This is a genomic window from Catellatospora bangladeshensis, assembly GCF_016862575.1.
Lineage (GTDB): Bacteria > Actinomycetota > Actinomycetes > Mycobacteriales > Micromonosporaceae > Catellatospora > Catellatospora bangladeshensis.
In genome coordinates this window covers 185,143-204,872 of record NZ_BONF01000009.1, presented here as the reverse complement: position 1 = coordinate 204,872, position 19,730 = coordinate 185,143, and the positions used below count along the sequence as shown (strand labels likewise).

Genomic DNA, 19,730 nt, shown 5'->3' with positions numbered 1-19,730 from the left:
AACGGGCATGGCGACCAACACGCAGACCACCTGGCGGCCGCACGAGGTCGAGGGCGAGCTGAGCACCGCGGACAAGAACCGGCTGCCCGAGACCGTGTTCGCGTTCCCGGCCAAGCACAAGCTGCCGCTGACCGACGCCGAGCACGTGCGTAACGCGCTGGCCCGCTTCGACCAGGTCAAGGGCGTCAGCGACGACCAGCGCGACCTGGCGTTCGCCAACATCCAGGCCGCGGCCCGGCACTTCGGCGTCGACGTCGCCGAGACGCACTGGCACCAGCTGGGCCGCCGCCCGCACACCCAGAACCCGGCGCACTGACCGCAGGGGCGAGCGCGGATCGATCCGCTCTGGCAGGATCGCCCGCATGCTGCCCGTCCCCCCAGGCGCCATCGTCCCGTTCACCGCGTACCCGGTGCCGATCGTCGCGCCGCCGGGCTGCGGTGTGCTGGTGTTCACCGTCAACCGCGGGCCGTACCTGGTGTCGGCCGCTTCCACGGCGCGGCTGCGCGTCGGCGGGCGGGAGGTGCCGTTCGCCGGTGAGGGCACCTGGCACGTGGCGCTGCCCGCCGGCAGCTACGACGTGCGGCTCACCGACTTCATGGGTGTGCCGATCATGAAGACGGCGGTGGCCGTGCAGCCCGGCGAGGCCCAGACCCGGGCGTTCGACTTCCAGGTGTGGCGCAACCGGGTCCTCGACGGGCAGGGCAACGACGCCGCCACGTTCGCCATGTGGTCCAACTACCTGATCATGGTGGTGACGCTGGCCGTGGTCGGCGTCGTGTGCTGCTGCGGCTTCGGCGCTCTGATCACGCTGCCGGCGCTGACCGCGCCGCATTGACCGGCTCGGGCAGCTCGGGCAGCTCGACGTCGGCCTCGCCGAGCGGCTGCAGCGGGGTCACCGTGGCGTAGCCGTCGGCGAGCAGCGCCATGTCCGTGCCGGGTTCCAGGCGGGCGCCGGTGTCCTCCAGCGCGGTGCGCACGAAGCCGGTGCCGCGCTCGGCGATGCGCATCTGCACCTGGCCGAACCGGCCGAACCGGGCCCGGCACAGCCCTCGCACCTTGCCCGCGGGCAGGTCGGGCACGTTGAGGTTCAGCACGGTCGAGTGCGGCAGGTCCGCCAGCAGGGGCAGCAGCGACACGGCGTACGCGGCGGCGGTGTCCCAGTGCCGGTCGTCGTCGGTCAGGTCGCCGTCGGCCAGGTCCAGCGACACGGCCAGGCCGTGGCAGCCGTAGGTGGCGCCGGTCAGCGCCGCGCCGACGGTGCCGGAGTGCAGCACGGCCGGGCCCGCGTTGGCGCCCCGGTTGATGCCGGACAGGACCACGTCGGGCGGGTCGCCGAACGCGCCGCGGGTGGCGATCAGCGCGGCCAGCGCCGGGGTGCCGGTGACGGCGTACGCGGGCACGCCGTCCACGCCGGGCAGGTGGCGCTCCTCGACGACGATGCGGCCGTCCTGCGCGACGGCGCTGACGGCGGCGCTGGCGCCGCTGGAGTCACGGGCCGGGGCGGCCACCACCACGTCGAAGCCGCCCTGGTGTGCGGCCAGGGCCAGGCGGTGCAGGCCGGGCGATTCGATGCCGTCGTCGTTGGTGATCAGGACCCGGGTCATGCGTGCGTCACCTTCTCCGCGAGCTGCTCGGGGGACATGTGGCCGGAACGGTCGGGCTCGGGCGGGGGCACGGCCCCGCCGCCGGGCACCGGGGTCAGCTCGACCCGGGTGGTGAACTGGGCGATGACGTCGGCGCGGCCGGTGCCCAGGCCGTGCCGGGTCACGTTGAGGGCGCCCGCGGCGGCGCCGGTGCGCACCGCCTCGGCCAGGTCGCCGCCGCGGGCCAGTGTCGCGGCGACGCCGGCGGTCATCGAGTCGCCCGCTCCGCGGTGGTCGGCCGGCTCCAGGCGGGGCAGCTCGACCTGGTTGACCTCGCCGTCGATGAGGACGAACGCGGGATGCTCGGCGCGGCTGAGGATCACGTTGGCGGCGCCGTCCTCGCGCAGCTTGAACAGGCCGGACACCAGCGACGGGATGCTGTCGTCGGGGGCCATGCCGTCGCGCAGCAGCTCCTCGTGGGAGACCTTGAGCACGTCGACGCCGCCCTCCAGGACCGCGGTCAGGTAGTCGCCGGACAGGTCCGCGACCACCGTGGTGCCGTTGCGGCGCAGGTCCCCGGCCAGCCGCCGGAACACGTCGGGGGGCAGGATCTGCGGGTCGGCGACCCCCGTAAGCACCGCGACCTTCGCGCGCAGGCCCTCGGCGAGCGCGACGTTGTAGAGCTCGTCCTGCTCGTGGCGGCTCAGCGGCCGCCCGGGGGCCTCGGCGACCTCGCGGCGCTGCCCGTCGCGGCGGTCGTGCACGTAGGCGCCGTTGCGGGCGGAGACGTCTACCGCGCCCAGCTCCAGGCCCTCGTCGAGGATGAGGTTGCGCACCACGCGGCCGGTCTCGTCGCCGAAGGCGGAGCACAGCACGGCGCGTACACCCAAGGATTTGATCATGCGGGCGACCCAGACGCCCTGCCCGCCCGCGTGCAGGTGGATCTCCTGCTCGTCGTCGCCGACCTGCTCGACGGTGACGGTGAGCTGCGGGGACGGTGCGAACACCATGACGGATTCCGGCATGATCGTCGCTTACCCCGGCGCCGGGCGGTTCAATCACCGTCCGGCGCCGGTGATCACCGGTGGGTGGGGGTGCAGGCGTCGGCGGCGCGGCGCAGCAGCGGCACCAGGTCGTGGGGGCTGTTGACGACGACGTCCATCATCGCGGCGACCTGCTCGCCGGTCTCGGGGTTGGACACCCCGACCCGGAACACCCGGAAGGACGGGTCGGCCGCGGCCCGGTCGGCCAGCGCGGTCAGCGCGGGCAGGTCGCCCAGGTCGTCGCCGAAGTACCAGACGCAGTCCAGGTCGCCGGTGGCGGTGCGGATGACGCCGCCCTTGTCGCGGCGGATCGGCGGTTTGAGCTCCAGGACCATCCGGCCGGGCAGCGGCGACAGGCCGTACTCCGCGGCGCGGTGCCCGCCCCAGGTCTCGACCTGGGAGCGCAGGTGCGGGGCGGTGCGGTAGTGCAGCGCGACGGACAGGCGCTTGTCCTCCACGAGCACGTCGGGGTCCAGTTCGGTCACCGCGCGTTTGACGACCTCCTCCACGGCCGACACCCAGGGCAGCACCTCGGGGTCGGTCCACAGGGTGCCGTGGGCGTCCATGGACTCCATGCCGTAGAGGCCGTAGAGGCGTACCGGCTGCGCGCCGAAGTGCCGCTGCAGGAACTCCACCGGCCGGCCGGACACGACCGCGACGGTGCGGACGCGTGCGGCGATCTCGGCGACGGCCTCGACGACCCCCGGGACCGGGACGACGCTGGTGGGGTCGTCGCGGATCTCGGACAGGGTCCCGTCGAAGTCGAAGAAGAAACCGCAGGTTTGGCGCCTTTCGGCAGCTATGCGTAGTGCGTCGGTAACGCTCCGCGACTCGATCACTTGCTTACTCTAGGACATCGATCACGATCTGATCACGTGAGATGCACGATCATTCGTGTCCACCAGGTGTAGGGTGTGCGCCTCGGTCAGGTCCGGGGTCTCCCACCTGCCGATCAGCCGCTCCAGCACCGCCGCCGGGACCCGTGCCTGCCGCCGGTCGTTGCGGGCCCGCAGCACCCCCGGGGGCGCCTCCAGCGACACCAGCTCCACCCGCGCGCCGTAGGACGCCGCCAGCCCGATGCAGATCTCCCGGTGCTGGCGCGACACGTTCGTCGCGTTCCACACGAACGCCCGGCCCTCCCGCAGGTGCTCGCGCGAGCGCTCGTACGCCGCCGCGGCCACCGCCCGCTGATCCCCGGCCGGGCTGACGCCCAGCTCCGCCCGCAGCGCGTCCAGGCTCACCACCGGCAGGTCCGGCCGGTGACCGGCCAGCCACGTGTCCTTGCCCGCCCCCGGCAGGCCCGACAGCACCGTCACCGTCAGCCGCGTGTCGTCGTACGCCGCATACCGCGGGTCCCGCCCCGGCGTGCGGAAGTACTCGAAGCGCGCATGGCCGGAGGCGAACGGCCACGGCGCGTCCAGCACCCCCAGCTCGGCGCAGTACTGCCGGAACAGCTCGATGTTCTCCCGCACGGCATCGGCGTCCGCGCACACCCGGCCCAGGATGTCGGCCGTGGCCAGCAGCGCCAGATCCTCGTTACAGGCCGTCAGGGACACCCGCAGCACGATCTGCTCCAGGTCGGGCCGCTCCAGCGCCCAGAACGGCACCTGGTGGTGGCGCACCAGCGCCGCGACGTGCTCGCGCCATACGATCGGCGCGCCCGCCTCCCACAGGATCCGCCGCGCCAGCAGCTCACCGCGGCGCGAGTGCCCGTGCGCGGTCACCCGCCCGCCCTCGTGCCGGGTGCAGTCCGGCTTGGCCACGTCGTGCAGCAGCACCGCCGCGAACAGCCGCACCTGCCGCTGCCGGGGCAGCGCCCGCCACCGCGGCAGGTCCGCCAGGGCCTGCGCCGCCATCCGGGTATGGGTCAGCACGTCGCCCTCGGCGTGGTGCACCGGATCCTGCTCGACCCCGGCCAGCCGCCGCAGCCACGAAAACTCCGCCTCGACCGCCGCCCAGTCCAGCGCCCAGCCGGGGCCCTGCGGGCACAGCCGCTCAAAGGCCCGCATACAGCACCTCCGGGTCGGCCAGCCGATTGGCGACGATCGGCCGGTCCGCCCAGTGCGAACCCGAGTCCAGCACCGCCGTCAGGAACCCGTGCCGCACCCACTTGTAGCGCTCCACGACCCGGCCGTCCTCCTCCACCTTCAGGTAGAGGCCCTCCATCTCGTCGGCCCGGTCCGTCTCGGCCGCCGCCCGCTCCGGGTCCACCCCGGCCTCGGCCGCCGCGCCGACAAGCGCGTCGCGCCAGCCGGGCGTACGGCACCGCGACGGCCCGACCAGCGCCGTCAGCTCCTCCAGCCGCGTGAACGGCCCCGCCGCGAGCACCGGCACGCTCGTCACCGGCAGGCCCGCCAGCAGCTGGCGCCGCGACGGCGTGTCCAGGAACGCGCCCGTGGCGGTGTCCAGCACGTCGAACTCGCAGAAGTAGTGCGGCAGCGCGTCGTAGAAGACGGTGTGCTTGGCGTACATCCACTCGCCGTAGCAGACGTAGCGCTCGCCAAGCCGCGGCCACAGCAGCGGCGCGACCGTCGCCGCCCACGACTTGAGCACCGCGAACTGCCGCTCCCGCGGCCCCCCGGTCAGGTAGTGCCCGCGCGACTGCAGGCGCAGCTCGCCGCCGGCGGTGAAGCTGATGCCCGCGTTCGCGCCGTCCAGCTTCTCCTCGACGACCACGTGCCGGCCCCGCAGCTGCGCGAACGGCACCTGCGCCAGGTCCTCGTCGCCGGGCTGCAGGCGCGAGCCGGCCAGGTGCGGCGTACGCGGATACTTCACGATCACGCCGACTGTTGTACCCGTCCGCAGTGCCGCCGGGCCAGCGGTTTTACGCCCGGAACCGGTGCCGCGATTAAGGATCGGCGCGCCAGGGTAGGGACGCGCCATGACGGCGACCGGAATCCTCAGCGCAATCCTGATCGGAATCTTCATCGGCACCCTCGGCCGGCTGATCCTGCCCGGCCGCCAGGACATCGGAGTCATCGCCACCGGGTTCGTGGGCATCCTCGCGGCGCTGTCGGGCACCTGGGTGGCCCGCCAGATGGGCTGGGAGAACACCTGGCCCGCCCGGTGGGACTGGGACTGGGTCGGCCTGCACCTCACGTGGAGCTGGGCCGAACTGCTCACGCAGCTGGTGTGCGCGGTCATCGGCATCGTCATCGCGATGGCGCTGACCCGCACCTTCATCGCCGACGACGGCCCTGTCCGCCGTCGTCGCCGCCGCACCACCACCTGAGCGGCCACGCGAACGGGCCCCCGGAAGTGTTCCGGGGGCCCGTTCGCGTGTTCACACGAGGGCGCGGAAGTGCTTGACCGCCCGGTTCGCCAGCGGCATCAACGTGCGCGCGTCCAGCTGCCGCAGCGTGCCCCAGCTCGGGTCGGGCACGAACTCGGCCTGCCGGCTGCTGCGGCGCCCCGTCAGCCGTCCCAGCGACAGCGCCAGCCGCGGCGTCAGCTCGCGCAGCCGCGCCTCGTCCGGGGCCGGGAAGTCGCCGTGCGGCGGTGGTTCGCCGCGCACCCGCCACAGCGTCAGCAGGTCACGCACCCGCGCCTGGTCGGTGGGGTCGGCGCCGAACACCGCGGCGATGTGCAGCGCCAGCATCGCCTGCCACCAGGCCAGCTCCGACCACTCGGTGACCGCGTCGGCCGCGGTCAGCGCCCCGACTGCCTGGATCGGGCCGGTGAACAGGAACCGGTGCCGCAGATCGGCGTGCGCCACGTACGCGGTGGTGCCGGGCAGACCGGCCGGGTAGTTCGCCCGATGCGCCGTGAACCAGTCCCGTGCCTGGTCGCCCAGCTGCGCGACGGCGGCCCGCGCCAGGTGCCCGGCGAACCCGTCCGGGTCGGCGAAGAAGCCGTGCCACGCCGGGACCGGGATCACCGCCGGGCGCTCGGGCAGCTCCCGCAGGCGCGGAGACAGGTCGGCGCCCATCAGCGCGTCACCTCCCCGGCGGCCAGCCGCTCCAGGGCCCGCCGGGCCACCTCGTCGGGCCGGTAGGCGCCGGTCAGCCCCACCGGCGCCGCCAGCGCCGACCGGACCACGCCGCACAGGTCGACCAGCAGGTCGTCCGTGGCGGCCCACAGCAGCACCGACCAGGTGCCGCCGACGGCATACGGCGACAGCAGCAGCGCCCGCTGCCGGTCGCCCGGACCGGCGAAACGGTGGCCCACCTGCGGAGGACCGGGCAGCGGGCTGTCCGACACCGTCTGCGGGCGAGCCGTGAGCCGCCGCGCCAGCACCGCCAGCTCCGACTGCCCCACGTCCGGCACGGTGCCGTACAGCCGGCCCGCGCCCCGCAGCAGCGGCAGATCCCACACCCGCGTGAAGACCCACTCGGAGAAACAAGCCGCGTGCACGCTCCACCCGTCCGGGCGGACACCGTCCCAGGAGATCAGCACGGGCGGGTCGGCCGACCCGTCCAGCCGCACCGCCAGGCTGTAGCCGCCCTGGTTCTCGTCGAGGAAGGGCAGCAGGCCCGCCGCGACCGGGTCGAACTCCCGCTCCTCCTGCTCCTCGAGGTCCGGCGGCCAGTCGTCGCCGTCGGCGGGCCACCAGTACGTCGCCGGGCCGCCCAGCTGCTCCGCCGCGAGCACGAGGTCGGCGCCGTCGGGCTCCAGCACCGTCCGGGCGCGGTCCAGGAGGTACCAGTCGCGCACCGCCCGGGGCAGCGGCTGCCCGTGCGTGCTCTCGAACGCCGCGAACGCGGCCCCCGCCGTGGCCGAACGCCGCGCGGGCACCCCCGCCAGGGCCAGGGCGGCGGCCAGGTGATCCATCTCCATGTACCCGTCCATCAGCGATCGTCCACAATGATCAATCAGCGGGACTATACGGGCCGGTGCCGACAGACGGCGGCGCCGGTTCAGCGGCGCTGCCCGCGCGGCTGACCCCGCCGGGCGCCCTCGCTCTTCGACCGCTGCCGCGGCGGCTTGGCCGCCTTGCCCGGACCCGCCTCAGGGGCCTGCCCGGCGGGCGCCGCACCGGGCGGCACGATCCCGAACCACTGGCCGGTCGCGAACGTCAGCGCGGCCACGTAGACCAGCGCCCACACCACCGCGAGCACGTCCCCGTCGGCCAGGTGCGCGACGGCGCCCAGCGCCGCCACCGGCAGCAGCACCGCCAGCAGCCGCCGGCGGGTCAGGCCGGACCCGGCGCGCCCGCCCAGCGGGACCAGCTTCACGCCCCACGGCCTGCGCGTCAGGGCCAGGCTCGCCGGCCACAGCCGCCCCCGGCCGTCGACGTCGATCACGGTGACCCCGGCGCGGCGGCGCACCCGCACCGGATGCGGCCCGGTCAGGTCGCGCAGCCACGGCTCCCACACCACCCGCTGGTGCAGGCGGCGGCCGCGCCGGTCGGTGAGCACCGCCCAGGCGGCGTACCCCCGTGGCGCCGGGTCGATGCCACCGGCTCGGCTGACCCGCCCGGCGGTGCGCACCGCGCGGCCGCGCTCGGCCGGCGGCCCGCCCTGGGCCAGGTGTACGACCAGCTCGCCCGGCTGGGCCGGGGCGCCGGCCGCGGCGACCCACTGCGCCATCCGGACCAGCCACGACACCACCAGCAGCAGCGCCACCGGGATCAGCAGCGCGCTCGGCCCGACCGTGCCGGACTCGTACAGCGGCAGCGCGGCCACGCTGCACACCGTCAGCGCGGTGACGGAGGCGATGACACGCGTCGGCGCGGGGACACGGACCACGCCCGCACGGTAGGCCCGCCGGTCAAGCCCACCCGTGGGCCGCAACTCAGCGCCGGGCGGCCGGGATCCAGCGCACCACCAGCCGCCGCCGGGCCAGCACACCCGCCGCGAGCAGCGGCATCCCGGCCAGCAGCAGCCACAGTGGACGCCCGGCCCAGTACGCCCACGACTCGACCTCGCCGACGCGCTGCACGCTGTAGCCGTCGTCGGCGAGCACGTACGCGTCGATGGTGGTGCTCTGCGCGCGGGCCTCCAGCTCCTGGTAGAGCAGGGTCAGCCGGCCGCGCTGCAGCTGCCCGCCGGCCTGCCAGGTGGCGCCGTAGCAGTGGAAGTCCGCGCGGGGGCCGCTGGCCCAGATGGTGCCGTGGCGGCAGTCGGCGTCGGCGACGGTGACCTCGGTGCGCTGCCCGTACAGGCCGACGTAGTCGGCGGGGGCGAGCTGGCGCATGGCCACCCCGGACACGCCCCAGGACAGGCCCAGCGCGCCCAGGCCGACGACGGTGGCCACGGCGAGCGCGGCCGCCTGCCGCAGCCGGGTCGCGCCGTGCGGGGCGGCGTCGAGCAGCGCGAACCCGAACGCCAGGCCGGGCAGCGCGACGTTGACCATGGTCAGGCCGAAGCCGGCGAGCACGGTGGTGCACACGGCCAGCGCCAGCGACGCCAGGCCCACGCCTCCCACCAGGACCGCGAGCCCGACGATGGTGCTGGCGACGAGGTCGGTCGTGGAGATGCCGTAGTCGCGCCGCGGGGCGGAGGGGCTTGCGGACCGTTCGGTCATCGTCGTCCCCTCCGCAGCGTTAGAAGGCCTCACTTTAGGGGTACGCGTGCGGGTTGGCATCCGGTGATTCACGGGGCGGCACGCCCGGCCGGACGATCATGACCGGTCGGTCAGAGCCACTCGACGCCTTGGCCGTGGCCCATCGTGAACGCGACCGGACGCCCGTCCACCGCCAGCACGAACCGGCCCGGCGGGACGCCGTCGGGCAGCTGCCGGGCGACCTGCGGCACGACGTGCGCGGCCTCGTTGGACAGCCACACCGTGCCGGGCCGCTGCCGGGCCAGGGCGGCCATCTGCGCCGCGAACCGGTCCACCCCGGCGGTGTCCAGGTAGGCCAGCACCGCGGTGTGGAACACCACCAGCGTCGCCTCGGCCGGGACCTGCGCCACGAGCGCGGGCAGGGCCTCGTTCAGGTCGCCGCGGACCAGCACCGGCGGGGCGGCGGCGGCGATCGCGGCGGCGGCGTGCAGCCGGCCGACCCGCTCGGTGTGCTCGGGCCAGATCAGGCTCTCCAGCCAGCGCACGTCGCCGGGGTCGGTGACGTCGAGCGGGTTGAGGTCGATGCCGCCGCGCCACACCACCTGCGGCACCGCGGCGGGCACCGGAACGGGTCCGTCCACGGTGCACTCCAGCAGCGGCCCGTCCTCGGGGCCGAAGGGTGCGCGCTCGCCGTAGGCGTACCGGTAGCGGTCGGGGTAAAGGCACAGCCCGGCGGAGGCGCCGACCTCCAGCAGGGCCAGCGGCTGGGGCAGCGCGGCCAGCACGGGCAGCAGGGTGGCGCAGCGGCCGGCCTCGTTGGTCTGGGTGCTGCGGGCGAGCATCTGCGCGCTGACCGCGGCCCAGTGTCCGGTCACGAACTGCCGGAACGCCGGGTAGTCCGCGACCGGCCCGCCGAGCAGCCGCACCGCGCCCAGCAGCAGGTTCGGCTGGCGCTTGGGCAGCGGCAGGGCACCGAGCAGGGCGAGCAGTTCGGGGTCGGCGGCCACGCCCAGGCACAGCCGCTCGTACGACGGCGAGCGCCCGGCGGCCTCCCTCAGCGCGAACGCGCGGTACGTCTGGGCGAGGGCCTCGCCGTCACTCGGGATGCCAATCATGATCGGTACGGTAGGACGGCGCCGGTGCCGTACGCACCGTGATCAGCGCGACATGCCGAGGTCGTCAGTGGGCGGAGACGGCGGCGGTGGACGAGGAGGCGGCGCCGCCGGTGATGGCGGCCATCAGGGCCATGTTCATGGCGTAGATGACCTTGCCGACGGCGGGTCCGCACCATTCGCCCTCGGTGAGCTCCTGGATGCGGTGGCGCATGTCGTCGCGGTTCATCTCGGGGAAGTGGTGCCGGTCCAGCATCAGGGTGTGGATCAGCGACAGGAGGCTGACCGAGTCGCGGTCCGGGGTGGCGATGCGGTCCAGCACCTCGCGCAGGTGGCCGACCAGGCTGCGCTCCAGCGCCCGGTCCGCCTCGGGGTAGCGGGGGCGGTGGAACACGCCCATGACCCGGTGGTCGACCCGTTCCAGCACGCCCTTGGTGACCAGGCCGTCGAGCAGGCGCTGGCGGTGGTGCGGGGAGGCCAGGTGGTAGATCCACCAGTCGGGGGCGTGGCCCTTGTGGTCCTCGGCGATCTCGATGAGGGCGGCGTCCTGGGACAGGTCGCCGGTCGGGGTGCGGTCGATCGCCACGACCTCGCCGCGCTGGGTCGCGACCCGGCCCGCGTTGGCCAGGCTCAGCAGGACCGCTCCCTCGATGCCGAAGTCGAGATGGTTGATCGGCACCAGCGGCCTGCCGGTCGTGTCGTCGTAACTGAGCAGGACCAGCTGCTCCGCCAGTGAGAGCTCCATAAGCCCGAGTTTAGGCGCTTTGCCCGCCTTCGCAGGTGCTACTGCAGGTCAGGGCTGAGCAGCGAGCCCTCGCGCAGCCTGCGTACCCACCGCTGGACCTGGGCCCGCCCGCGCAGCCGCACCACCGCGACCTGCTCGCCGCGGGACTCCAGCAGCCCCGCCACCCGCCGGCCCGGCTGGCCGTGGGTGCGCCACGCCCACCGGATCACGTGCTCGGGATCGGTGAACACGGTGCGCAGCGGCCCCTCGGTGTTGCCGTTCCACAGCTGCTCGCGGCGCCAGCGGCGCAGCACCGTGCGCCGGGTGACCTGCCACATCGTCAGCCGCCGCGGGTGGTCCAGCCACAGCACCGTGTCGGCCCGGCCGCTGAGCAGGTCGCCGAGCTTGTTCGTGTACTGCCACTCGGTCACCCAGCGCGGCTGCGCCACGAACGCGGCGACCTCGGCGGCGAAGGTGGGACGCGGCTGCCAGCCCGTCCCGTGGTGCAGCGCGTCCAGCTCCACCCGCGGCAGTCCCAGCACCTCGGCGACCGCCGTGCTCAGCGTCGTCTTGCCCGACCCCGACGTCCCCGCCACCAGCACCCGCTGGGGCACCCAGGGCAACGGATCATCGACGCTCAGCAACGGCACCGCCGTACCCTACCGCGAAGCCCTCCCCGCCGCGCGCCCCCAAGATCCCGTCGATCTTGCGTGAACTGTTGCCGATATGCCCGGAACAGGCGTGTCGTACCCACAGTCCGCGCAAGATCGGCGGGGGAGAGGGGGTGGGGTCAGTAGACCTTGAGGAGGTCTACGACGAAGATCAACGTGTCGCCGGGTTTGATGACGCCGCCGGCGCCGCGGTTGCCGTAGGCGAGGTGGGGCGGGATCACCAGCTTGCGGCGGCCGCCTACGCGCATGCCGGCCACGCCCTGGTCCCAGCCGGCGATGACGCGGCCCGCGCCGAGCTGGAACTGGAACGGGGAGCCGCGGTTCCAGGAGGCGTCGAACTCCTCGCCCTGGAAGGTGACGCCGAGGTAGTGCACGGCCACGGTGCGGCCGGGCGTGGCCTCCTCGCCGTCGCCCACCACCAGGTCGGTGATCTCCAGCTCGGCGGGAGGCGCGCCCTCGGGGAAGTCGATGGTCGGTCTGCTCAAGGTCATGTTCGCCATCCTAAGCACGCCGCGCGGAACGTTGTCAGCGCAGCGCCGCCGTGGAGCCGCGCACCACCAGTTCGGGCCGGAACATGTACTCGCTGTGGGGGGCCGCGTAGCCGCCGATCTCGTCGAGCAGCGCCCGCACCGCGGCCTGGGCCATGGCCCGGACCGGCTGGCGCAGCGTGGTCAGCGGCGGGTCGGTGTACGCCATCAGCAGCGAGTCGTCGAAGCCGACGACCGACACGTCGGCGGGCACGGACAGGCCCCGCTCGCGTACGGCCCGGATCGCGCCCAGCGCCATCAGGTCCGATCCGCACAGCACCGCGCTCACGCCGCGTTCAAGCAGCCGCAGGGCGGCGCCGTGGCCGCCCTCGACGCCGAACGGCGCGATCTCGATCAGGTCTTCGAGGTCGCCGTCGCGCAGGCCGGTCATCGCCTGGGCGAACCCGGCGACCTTGCGCCGGGTCGGGGTGAACCGGCGCGGGCCGCAGATCAGCCCGATGCGCCGGTGCCCGAGCGAGGCCAGGTGCGCCACGGCCAGCTCCGCCGCGGCGTGCTCGTCGCACGACACGAACGGCGCCGCGACCCCGGGCAGGTAGCCGTTGACCAGCACCAGCGGCACCCCGTCGGTGGTCAGCCGGTGGTAGCGGCCCGGGTCGCCGTCGGCGGCGGCGTGCATGCCGGACATGACGATGATCCCGGCGACGTCGCGCTCACGCATCATGTCGACGTACTCGTCCTCGCTGACCGTGCCCGGCGTCTGGGTGCACAGCATCGACGTGTAGCCCTGCTGGGCCAGCGTCGACTCGGCGATCTGCGCGAACGCCGGGAAGATCGGGTTGTCCAGCTCGGGCAGGATCAGCCCGACCAGCCCCGCGCCGGTGCGGTGCAGGTGGCCGGGGCGCTCGTAGCCGAGCACGTCCAGCGCGGTCAGCACCGCCTGCCGGGTGGCCGCGCTGGCCCCGGGCCGGTCGTTGAGCACCCGTGACACGGTCGCCTGGCTGACCTGCGCCTGGGCGGCGATGTCAGCCAGGCGTGCCCGCGTGCCCACTCAGCCCTTCGTCCCGCCGGCGGTCAGGCCGGACACCAGGTGGCGCTGGGCGTACAGGAACACGAGCGCGGCGGGGACCGTGACCAGCACCGCGGCGGCGGTCAGGTACTCCCACTGGGCGTTGAACTGCGGCACGAACTGCTGCATGCCGTAGGCCAGGGTGAACTTGTCGTCGGTCTGGATGAACGCCGACGCGTACGCCACCTCGCCCCACGCGGTCAGGAAGCTGTAGAACGCGGTGACGGCGATGCCGGGCCGGGCCAGCGGCAGGATCACCTTCCAGAACGTGGCGAACGGCCCGGCGCCGTCGATGGAGGCGGCCTCGTCCAGCGACGTGGAGATCGAGTCGAAGTAGCCCTTGAGCATCCACGAGCAGAACGGCACCGCGATCGTCAGGTACGCGATGACCAGCGACGCGTGGGTGTTGATCAGCCCGAGCGCGGCCATGATCTGGTAGATCGGCACGATCAGGATGGCCACCGGGAACATCTGCGTCACCAGGAACACCATCAGCAGGTGCCGCCGGCCGGGGAAGTTGAACCGCGACAGCGCGTAGCCGGTGGTGGCCGACATGAGGATGCCGATGAGCATCGTGCACGCGGCGATGACGACCGAGTTCAGCATCCACGTCGGGAAGTTCGTCTGGGTGAGCACGTACTCGTAGTTGGCCAGGGTCGGTTCCTTGACCAGGGTCAGCTCGCTGCTCTGCACCCACTGCTCGGGCTTGAACGAGCTGAGCACCACCCACGCGATCGGGAACACCGCGATCAGCGACGCGCCGATCAGGGTCGCGTGCAGGCCGATGCTGGCCAGGGGGCTGCGGCGGCTGCGGCCGCGCGGGTTGGCGCCGGGCGCCTGGGGGGCCGGGGCGGCCATCGGAGTGACGGTCATGGTCACCACACCTCGCCTTGCTTGCGCAGCGCCCGCCGGTACAGCACCGAGAACACCAGCAGGATGGACAGGATCAGCACGCCGTAGGTCGAGGCCAGCGAGTAGTTGCGGATGCCCTCGAACGCGGCCCGGAACGCGCCGGTCACCAGGATCTCGGTGCCGCCGGCGGGCTCGCCGCCGGTGACCAGGAAGATGATCGGGAACATGTTGAACGTCCAGATCGTGCCCAGCAGCAGCACGGTCATGCTGACCGGGCGCAGGCCGGGCAGGGTGACGTTGACGAAGCGCTGCCAGGGGGTGGCGCCGTCGATCTCGGCGGCCTCGTACTGCTCGCTGGGGATGGTCTGCATGCCGCCGAGCAGGGTGACCATCATGAACGGCACGCCGACCCAGATGTTGGTGACGACCGCGGTGAACAGTGCCGTCTTCCAGTCGGCGAACCACTCGGCCCGGTCCAGGCCGACCGCCTCGAACAGGGTGTTGATCACGCCGAACTGCTCGTTGAACATGAACCGCCAGGCGAACGCGGACACGAACGCGGGCACCGCCCACGGCAGGATCAGCAGCACCCGGTAGATCCCGCGGCCGCGTAGCGGCCGGTTGAGCAGCACCGCCAGGCCCAGGCCGATGCCGTAGTGGAACACCACGCAGCTGACGGTCCACAGCAGCGTCACGCCGAACTGCTGCCAGAACTCGCCGACCTTGCCGGACAGCACGTCGGCGTAGTTCTGCAGGCCCACGACCTCCCACGCGTTCGGGTTCGGCTTGCACACCTCGCTGCCGGTGATCGACTTGGTGCAGATCTCGGCGAGCTGGTTGGCCTCGGTCTGGTTGGTGAACGACAGCAGGATGCCCTGGCCGAGCGGGTAGAAGATCAGCACCCCGAGCACGATCACGACGGGCGCGACCATCACCCAGGCGTACCAGTGCTTGTCCCAGCTGCGGCGCAGCCGCCCGGGTCGTCGGGTGTCGCGCGGCGGGGGGCTGGTCCGGGCCGGCGGCGTGGCGGTGGCTGTGCTCACGGGCGTGCTCCGAGGGGGATGAGGGGTGCTGCGGGAAAGGGGCCGAGGCCGGTCCCGCGCGGGGACCGGCCTCGGGCCGAGGGTCAGGACGCGGAGTAGTCCTTGACGACCTCGGTCTTGTACTTGTTCGCGACCGCGTCGAGCGAGCCCTTCGGGTCCTTGCCCTGGATCAGGACCTCGGTGGCCATGGTGTCGAGCGGGCCGAAGAACTGGCCGCCCTCGGGGATCCACGGACGCGCCACGGCGGAGGCCACGACCGGCTGGAACGCGGCGATGATCGCGTTGTTCTTCACCGAGTCGATCTGGTACGCCGACTGGCGGGTCGGCAGCACGCCCAGCTTGTCGGCCAGGAACGCCTGCGACTGCGCCGAGGACATGAACTTGACGAAGGCGATGGCCGCGGCGGCCTTCTCCTGCGGCATGCCCGACCACAGCACGTAGTTGTGACCGCCGACCGGCGCACCGGCCTTGGCCGAGCCGGACGGCACCGCGGCGACGCCCAGGTTGTCGATGCCGCCGAACGCCGGGGCGTTGCGGACGTTGTTGACCTCCCACGGGCCGTTGATGATCATGGCGACCTTCTGCTCCTTGAACAGGGTCATCATGGTGCCGTAGGAGTCGTTGGCCGGCGGCTTGACCGCGGCGCCGGACTTGACCAGGTCGGCGGCGACCTTGATGCCGGCGACGTTGGCCTCGGAGTTCACGACGATCTTCTTGCCCGCGGCGTCGACCAGGTCGCCGCCCTCACCGTAGATGAACGGCAGCAGGAAGTAGCCGCCCGCGTTGATGAACAGGCCGTCCTTCTTGGTCTTGGCCTTGATGGTCTCGGCGGCGGTCTTCACGTCGGCCCAGGTCTTCGGCGCCTCGGTGATGCCGGCGTCGGCGAAGATCTTCTTGTTGTACATGAGCGCGAGCGAGTCGGTGACCTGCGGGACGCCGTAGGTCTTGCCGTCGAACTTGTTCGACGACATCGGGGTCGCGAAGAAGTCCGACTCGTCGGCGAGCAGCTCGCTGCCGTCGAGGTTGTACAGGTAGCCCAGGGAGGCGAACTCCGGCACCCACGCCACCTCGGCGCGCAGGATGTCCGGGGCGCCGGACTTGGCCGCGGCGGCGGTCTTGAACTTGTTCTGCGCCTCGCCGAACGGGACCGACTGGTAGTTGATCTTGACGTTCGGGTAGGTCTTGTTGAAGTCGGCGATGAGCTGCTTGTACGCCGGGCCCTCGTTCGCGGGGTCCGACGTGTCCCACCACGTCAGCTCGGCCGACAGGGCCGCGGGGTCGGTCTTCTGGGGTGCCTCGGTCGCGTCGTTGCCACAGGCCGCAACCGCGAGTGCGATGGCGGCGGAGGCAAGAACGGCGATCCCTCTGGCGGTGCGACGCATTATTCGCTCCTCGGGGGTTGCCTGTCCTGTCAGCGCGGGACGTTAGCAAGAAGTTTCCGGTTCAGAAAGTCTTTGCGACTCTCGCCGCAAGGCCGTTACCAAACGGCGCCCCAAAATCAGCCCAAACCAGGACCAGATGCATGCGTGACCCCGTTCACAGGCCGCTGATCTAATGAAATCAATCGGAAGACCTTGCTAACAGTTTCAAGGACCAGCGCAAACAAGTGTCGGCGGGCCGCCCGCACGTGACACAGTCCACCCATGCGCGATCCCGACCACACCGACCTCGACCAGGCCAGGAACGCCGCCACCACGGCGCTCGCCGCGCACCTGCGCGCCGACTGGAGCGTGCCCGCCGGCCCGCTCGACTGGAGCTGCCGCGACACCGCCGCGCACATCGCCCACGACCTGCTCGCCTACGCCGGACAGGTCGCCGCCGCGCCCGGTGACGCATACCTGCCGTGCGACCTGACGGTCCGGCCCGACGCCACCGTTGCCCAGATCTTGCAGATCATGACCGCATCCGGCGGGCTGCTGTCGGTCGCGCTCGCCGCGGCCGACCCCGGGCTGCGCGCCTGGCACTGGGGCCCGTGCGACCCCAGCGGCTTCGCCGCCATGGGCATGGCCGAGACCCTCCTGCACACCCACGACATCACCCAGGGCCTCGGCGCCGACTGGACCATCCCCGCCGGCCTCGCCGCACTCGTGCTGCACCGGCTGTTCCCCGACGCCCCCACCGGCGACTCGGCCGCGGTCCTGCTGTGGTGCACCGGCCGCGGCGAACTGCCCGGCCGTCCCCGCCGCACCGCCTGGACCTGGCGCGCCGCCCGCCCCTGACCACCCACGCCGGTGCGGCCCGCTGCGCCGCACCGGCGATGAACCCCGCCACACACCGTTGAGGACCACCGCCGCCCGCGCCTAGGGTCAGGCCATGAGCGCGCAGGATGTCCAAGCGCTGCTGCGCGAGCGCGGCGCCGCGACCATCGCCCACCCCGGCGGCACCCTCCACGCCCACCTGGTACGCGTCCACGACCGGCTCGCCGCGCACGGCCTGCCCGAAGCCACCGCCCTGGCCGGGCTCGCCCACGCCGCATACGGCACCGACGGCTTCGCCACCGCGCTGCTCACCCTCGACGAGCGCGACCTGCTGCGCGCCGCCGCGGGCGAGCACGCCGAGCTGATCGTCTACCGCTACGGCGCCACCCTGCGCAAGGCCACCTGGCGGCAGCTCGCCAGCACCCGGCAGGTCCACGACCGGTTCACCGGCACCGCCGAGACCCTCACCCCCGACCAGCTGCGCCCCCTGGCCGACGTCAGCATCGTCAACGAGCTCGACCTGTGCGAGCAGGCCCCCGACGTCGCCGCCCGGTATGGCGACTACTTCCGCGACCTGTTCGCCTCCTGGGCGCAGCTGGCGTCCCCGCCCGTGCTCGCCGACGCCCGCGCCGTCCTGCGCTTCTGAACATCCGGCCCGAACCCGTGCGGCGGCACGCCAACCATTGCCGCCGCGGCTGACGTCTACGAGGGTCGAACGCACGTCGGCGCACGGGAGGAGCGGCCTTGGCAGACGCCGGGTTCGACGAGTACGTGCAGGCTCGGCTGGGTCAGTGGTCACGGGTGGCGTACCTGCTCACCGGCGACCACCACGCCGCCGAGGACCTGCTGCAGAACGCCCTGTTCAAACTGGCCCTGGCCTGGCGCAGGATCAGCATCGACGCCCCTGACGCGTACCTGCGCCGGATCCTCTACCACGAGCACGTGTCGCGCTGGCGGCGCAGCCACCACCTGCGCAGCGAACACGTCACCGACCGGGTGCCCGAACGCGTGGCGGGCACCGACCTGGCTGCCGACGCCGTCCGCCGGATCCTGCTGCGCCAGGCCCTGGAGAAACTCACCCGCAAGCAGCGTGCCGTCATCGTGCTGCGCTTCTTCGAGGACCTGTCCGAACCCGAGGCCGCCGAGGCCCTCGGCGTGTCCGTCGGCACCGTCAAGAGCCAGACCAGCCGCGCCCTGGCCCGGCTGCGCGAGGTCGCCCCCGAACTGCACGTGCTCGTCAAGGAGACCCGGGAGGTGCGGGCATGACCGATCTGAGGGAACTGCTCGACGGGCTGGCCGACGAGGCCCCCCGCTACGACGTCGTCACCGCCGTACACGAGCGCAGGCACCGCCACGTCCGCAACCGCCGCCTCGCCCGCTCGGGCGCGGGAGTGCTCGCCACCGCCGTCGCCGTGACCGCGGGACTTCAGCTGCCCGGCTGGTTCGAAGACCCGCTGAGCCCGTTCCCCAGCGTCTGGGACGGCTGCCGGGCCGACCGGCTGCCGGTGCCGGGTGGCTACGACGCCGGCAGCACCGTCACCGCGGGCGACCCCACCGGCCGCTACCTCGCCGGCCGCGTGCAGCGCACCGACGGTACCACCACCGCCCTGATCTGGGACGCCATGCGCGACGGTGAACTGCCCCGGCCGGTCGGCGTCGACGGCGAGCAGGCCCGCATCACCGATGTCAACCAGGCAGGCGTCGCCGTGGCCGTCAGCGTCGTCAACGCCGAGACCGTCTCCTGGATCGTGCGCGACGGCATTCCCGTGCGGCTGCCGGGCAGCGGCGTCGAGGCGCTCGCGGTCAGCGCCACCGGCGCGGTCGCCGGCGTGGCAGGCGTGTCCGGGCAGGCCGACAAGCAGCCGATCGTATGGCGAGACACCGCCGCCGAACCGGCCGTGCTCGCGCTACCCGACACCGCCACCGGCGGTACCGTCACCGACATCGCCGAGGACGGTGCCGTCGTCGGCACGATCAGGGACGAAAACGGCACGCACCCCTACCTGTGGCACCCCGACGGCACCGGCGAGCAGCTGAAACTCCCCGACGACATCGTCGGATCGGTCCAGGACGTCCGGATGGGCGCCGTCTACGGGGAGTGGGTGACCGGCGCCGTACGCGACGACCGCGGCTTCGACACCGTGACGCTGGTGCGGTGGAACCGGGTCACCGGCCAGAAATGGTGGTGGCTCAACGGCATCATGCCGGACGTGTTCGGCGACACCCTCGGCGCGGGCACCGGCAGCCTGCTGCCGGTGGGGTTGGCAAGGAACTCCGAGCACGCGCCGGGCAGCGACCTCTACGTAGCCGCCGTTTACGTCAGGGGCCGCAACCTGCCGATAGCCGACGGGGCCGTGCAGCCGCCCGACGCGCCCGACGCCGACTTCGCCACGATCAGCCGCGACGGCGCCGTCATCGGCGGCACCCAGCGGTTCCCCGCCGCGGGCGGGGGCACTGTGCCCGGCGCGGTCTGGTGGCGCTGCGACTGAGCAGGAGCACCGTCCG

24 protein-coding genes are annotated in these 19,730 nt (G+C 73.0%); 7 read left to right on the top strand and 17 right to left on the bottom strand.

The genetic code is table 11. The annotated features are described in order from the left end of the window. The first annotated feature begins 7 nt into the window (after positions 1-7). Positions 8-316 carry a DUF6582 domain-containing protein gene (locus tag Cba03nite_RS08320; protein WP_203743746.1) on the top strand — a complete coding sequence of 103 codons (309 nt, stop codon included), beginning with the start codon at positions 8-10 and terminating at the stop codon, positions 314-316. Between the two features lie 46 nt (positions 317-362). Next, on the top strand, positions 363-836 hold the full coding sequence (locus Cba03nite_RS08315) for a hypothetical protein (protein WP_203743744.1): 474 nt from the start codon (positions 363-365) through the stop codon (positions 834-836). Here the strand turns inward: Cba03nite_RS08315 and surE are convergent. Genes surE through Cba03nite_RS08290 form a run of 5 tightly spaced genes read right to left on the bottom strand, consistent with a single transcriptional unit; the run spans position 805 to position 5,408 of the window. Beyond that, entirely contained in the window at positions 805-1,605 is an 801-nt protein-coding gene (gene surE / locus Cba03nite_RS08310; RefSeq protein ID WP_203743742.1) for a 5'/3'-nucleotidase SurE, read from the bottom strand. The genes Cba03nite_RS08315 and surE overlap by 32 nt on opposite strands. After that, on the bottom strand, positions 1,602-2,609 hold the full coding sequence (locus tag Cba03nite_RS08305; RefSeq protein ID WP_239125562.1) for a 1-phosphofructokinase family hexose kinase: 1,008 nt from the start codon (positions 2,607-2,609) through the stop codon (positions 1,602-1,604). The genes surE and Cba03nite_RS08305 overlap by 4 nt, the downstream gene beginning before the upstream one ends. 53 nt (positions 2,610-2,662) lie before the next feature. After that, positions 2,663-3,466, bottom strand: coding sequence for a trehalose-phosphatase (otsB, locus tag Cba03nite_RS08300; protein ID WP_239125561.1), 804 nt, complete (start codon positions 3,464-3,466; stop codon positions 2,663-2,665). A 21-nt stretch (positions 3,467-3,487) separates the two neighbouring features. Further along, positions 3,488-4,636, bottom strand: coding sequence for an AAA family ATPase (locus Cba03nite_RS08295; RefSeq protein ID WP_203743740.1), 1,149 nt, complete (start codon positions 4,634-4,636; stop codon positions 3,488-3,490). Then, complete coding sequence (locus Cba03nite_RS08290; RefSeq protein ID WP_239125560.1) at positions 4,623-5,408, bottom strand: RNA ligase family protein; 786 nt, start codon at positions 5,406-5,408, stop codon at positions 4,623-4,625. The genes Cba03nite_RS08295 and Cba03nite_RS08290 overlap by 14 nt, the downstream gene beginning before the upstream one ends. A gap of 100 nt (positions 5,409-5,508) precedes the next feature. Here Cba03nite_RS08290 and Cba03nite_RS08285 point away from each other — a divergent pair, with 100 nt between their 5' ends. Continuing rightward, complete coding sequence (locus tag Cba03nite_RS08285) at positions 5,509-5,859, top strand: GlsB/YeaQ/YmgE family stress response membrane protein (protein ID WP_203743736.1); 351 nt, start codon at positions 5,509-5,511, stop codon at positions 5,857-5,859. Between the two features lie 51 nt (positions 5,860-5,910). Here Cba03nite_RS08285 and Cba03nite_RS08280 read toward each other — a convergent pair whose 3' ends face one another. The 12 genes from Cba03nite_RS08280 to Cba03nite_RS08225 form a co-directional block, all read right to left on the bottom strand. Then, entirely contained in the window at positions 5,911-6,555 is a 645-nt protein-coding gene (locus tag Cba03nite_RS08280) for a hypothetical protein (RefSeq protein WP_203743734.1), read from the bottom strand. Beyond that, the gene (locus Cba03nite_RS08275; protein WP_203743732.1) at positions 6,555-7,403 is read right to left on the bottom strand and encodes an SMI1/KNR4 family protein; all 849 of its coding nucleotides are present in this window, start codon (positions 7,401-7,403) and stop codon (positions 6,555-6,557) included. Before Cba03nite_RS08275 ends, Cba03nite_RS08280 begins: the two co-directional genes overlap by 1 nt. Positions 7,404-7,483: 80 nt before the next feature. Then, the gene (locus Cba03nite_RS08270; protein ID WP_203743730.1) at positions 7,484-8,314 is read right to left on the bottom strand and encodes a hypothetical protein; all 831 of its coding nucleotides are present in this window, start codon (positions 8,312-8,314) and stop codon (positions 7,484-7,486) included. A 46-nt stretch (positions 8,315-8,360) separates the two neighbouring features. Continuing rightward, a complete protein-coding gene (locus tag Cba03nite_RS08265; RefSeq protein ID WP_203743728.1) occupies positions 8,361-9,092 on the bottom strand; it encodes a hypothetical protein in 732 nt (243 codons plus the stop codon). Positions 9,093-9,202: 110 nt separating this feature from the next. Then, positions 9,203-10,186, bottom strand: coding sequence for a DUF2332 domain-containing protein (locus Cba03nite_RS08260; protein WP_203743726.1), 984 nt, complete (start codon positions 10,184-10,186; stop codon positions 9,203-9,205). 64 nt (positions 10,187-10,250) lie between these two features. Next, entirely contained in the window at positions 10,251-10,928 is a 678-nt protein-coding gene (locus tag Cba03nite_RS08255; protein WP_203743724.1) for a GOLPH3/VPS74 family protein, read from the bottom strand. Positions 10,929-10,966: 38 nt separating this feature from the next. Further along, positions 10,967-11,557, bottom strand: coding sequence for a P-loop NTPase family protein (locus tag Cba03nite_RS08250; protein ID WP_203743722.1), 591 nt, complete (start codon positions 11,555-11,557; stop codon positions 10,967-10,969). 140 nt (positions 11,558-11,697) lie between these two features. Further along, on the bottom strand, positions 11,698-12,069 hold the full coding sequence (locus tag Cba03nite_RS08245; protein WP_212843410.1) for an FKBP-type peptidyl-prolyl cis-trans isomerase: 372 nt from the start codon (positions 12,067-12,069) through the stop codon (positions 11,698-11,700). Positions 12,070-12,103: 34 nt separating this feature from the next. Further along, complete coding sequence (locus tag Cba03nite_RS08240) at positions 12,104-13,114, bottom strand: LacI family DNA-binding transcriptional regulator (RefSeq protein WP_203743720.1); 1,011 nt, start codon at positions 13,112-13,114, stop codon at positions 12,104-12,106. Continuing rightward, positions 13,115-14,005 carry a sugar ABC transporter permease gene (locus tag Cba03nite_RS08235; RefSeq protein WP_203743718.1) on the bottom strand — a complete coding sequence of 297 codons (891 nt, stop codon included), beginning with the start codon at positions 14,003-14,005 and terminating at the stop codon, positions 13,115-13,117. It lies immediately after the preceding gene. Between the two features lie 2 nt (positions 14,006-14,007). Beyond that, entirely contained in the window at positions 14,008-15,027 is a 1,020-nt protein-coding gene (locus tag Cba03nite_RS08230) for a carbohydrate ABC transporter permease (protein ID WP_373315735.1), read from the bottom strand. A gap of 83 nt (positions 15,028-15,110) precedes the next feature. Continuing rightward, entirely contained in the window at positions 15,111-16,409 is a 1,299-nt protein-coding gene (locus tag Cba03nite_RS08225; RefSeq protein WP_203743716.1) for an extracellular solute-binding protein, read from the bottom strand. Positions 16,410-16,670: 261 nt separating this feature from the next. Here Cba03nite_RS08225 and Cba03nite_RS08220 point away from each other — a divergent pair, with 261 nt between their 5' ends. From Cba03nite_RS08220 to Cba03nite_RS08205, 4 genes are all read left to right on the top strand, one after another. After that, positions 16,671-17,246 carry a maleylpyruvate isomerase N-terminal domain-containing protein gene (locus Cba03nite_RS08220; protein ID WP_239125559.1) on the top strand — a complete coding sequence of 192 codons (576 nt, stop codon included), beginning with the start codon at positions 16,671-16,673 and terminating at the stop codon, positions 17,244-17,246. A gap of 94 nt (positions 17,247-17,340) precedes the next feature. Next, positions 17,341-17,871 carry a DUF6817 domain-containing protein gene (locus Cba03nite_RS08215; RefSeq protein ID WP_203743714.1) on the top strand — a complete coding sequence of 177 codons (531 nt, stop codon included), beginning with the start codon at positions 17,341-17,343 and terminating at the stop codon, positions 17,869-17,871. Between the two features lie 98 nt (positions 17,872-17,969). Next, the gene (locus tag Cba03nite_RS08210) at positions 17,970-18,491 is read left to right on the top strand and encodes a SigE family RNA polymerase sigma factor (protein WP_203743712.1); all 522 of its coding nucleotides are present in this window, start codon (positions 17,970-17,972) and stop codon (positions 18,489-18,491) included. Continuing rightward, a complete protein-coding gene (locus tag Cba03nite_RS08205) occupies positions 18,488-19,714 on the top strand; it encodes a hypothetical protein (RefSeq protein WP_203743710.1) in 1,227 nt (408 codons plus the stop codon). The genes Cba03nite_RS08210 and Cba03nite_RS08205 overlap by 4 nt, the downstream gene beginning before the upstream one ends. The last annotated feature ends 16 nt before the right edge of the window (positions 19,715-19,730 follow it).

Coding starts and splice junctions, on each gene's coding strand:
- Cba03nite_RS08320 (WP_203743746.1), top strand. CDS start 8: ATGGCGACCAACACGCAGACCACCTGGCGGCCGCACGAGGTCGAGGGC.
- Cba03nite_RS08315 (WP_203743744.1), top strand. CDS start 363: ATGCTGCCCGTCCCCCCAGGCGCCATCGTCCCGTTCACCGCGTACCCG.
- surE (WP_203743742.1), bottom strand. CDS start 1,605: ATGACCCGGGTCCTGATCACCAACGACGACGGCATCGAATCGCCCGGC.
- Cba03nite_RS08305 (WP_239125562.1), bottom strand. CDS start 2,609: ATGCCGGAATCCGTCATGGTGTTCGCACCGTCCCCGCAGCTCACCGTC.
- Cba03nite_RS08295 (WP_203743740.1), bottom strand. CDS start 4,636: ATGCGGGCCTTTGAGCGGCTGTGCCCGCAGGGCCCCGGCTGGGCGCTG.
- Cba03nite_RS08285 (WP_203743736.1), top strand. CDS start 5,509: ATGACGGCGACCGGAATCCTCAGCGCAATCCTGATCGGAATCTTCATC.
- Cba03nite_RS08280 (WP_203743734.1), bottom strand. CDS start 6,555: ATGGGCGCCGACCTGTCTCCGCGCCTGCGGGAGCTGCCCGAGCGCCCG.
- Cba03nite_RS08275 (WP_203743732.1), bottom strand. CDS start 7,403: ATGGAGATGGATCACCTGGCCGCCGCCCTGGCCCTGGCGGGGGTGCCC.
- Cba03nite_RS08265 (WP_203743728.1), bottom strand. CDS start 9,092: ATGACCGAACGGTCCGCAAGCCCCTCCGCCCCGCGGCGCGACTACGGC.
- Cba03nite_RS08260 (WP_203743726.1), bottom strand. CDS start 10,186: ATGATTGGCATCCCGAGTGACGGCGAGGCCCTCGCCCAGACGTACCGC.
- Cba03nite_RS08255 (WP_203743724.1), bottom strand. CDS start 10,928: ATGGAGCTCTCACTGGCGGAGCAGCTGGTCCTGCTCAGTTACGACGAC.
- Cba03nite_RS08245 (WP_212843410.1), bottom strand. CDS start 12,069: ATGACCTTGAGCAGACCGACCATCGACTTCCCCGAGGGCGCGCCTCCC.
- Cba03nite_RS08235 (WP_203743718.1), bottom strand. CDS start 14,005: ATGACCGTCACTCCGATGGCCGCCCCGGCCCCCCAGGCGCCCGGCGCC.
- Cba03nite_RS08225 (WP_203743716.1), bottom strand. CDS start 16,409: ATGCGTCGCACCGCCAGAGGGATCGCCGTTCTTGCCTCCGCCGCCATC.
- Cba03nite_RS08220 (WP_239125559.1), top strand. CDS start 16,671: ATGCGCGATCCCGACCACACCGACCTCGACCAGGCCAGGAACGCCGCC.
- Cba03nite_RS08215 (WP_203743714.1), top strand. CDS start 17,341: ATGAGCGCGCAGGATGTCCAAGCGCTGCTGCGCGAGCGCGGCGCCGCG.
- Cba03nite_RS08205 (WP_203743710.1), top strand. CDS start 18,488: ATGACCGATCTGAGGGAACTGCTCGACGGGCTGGCCGACGAGGCCCCC.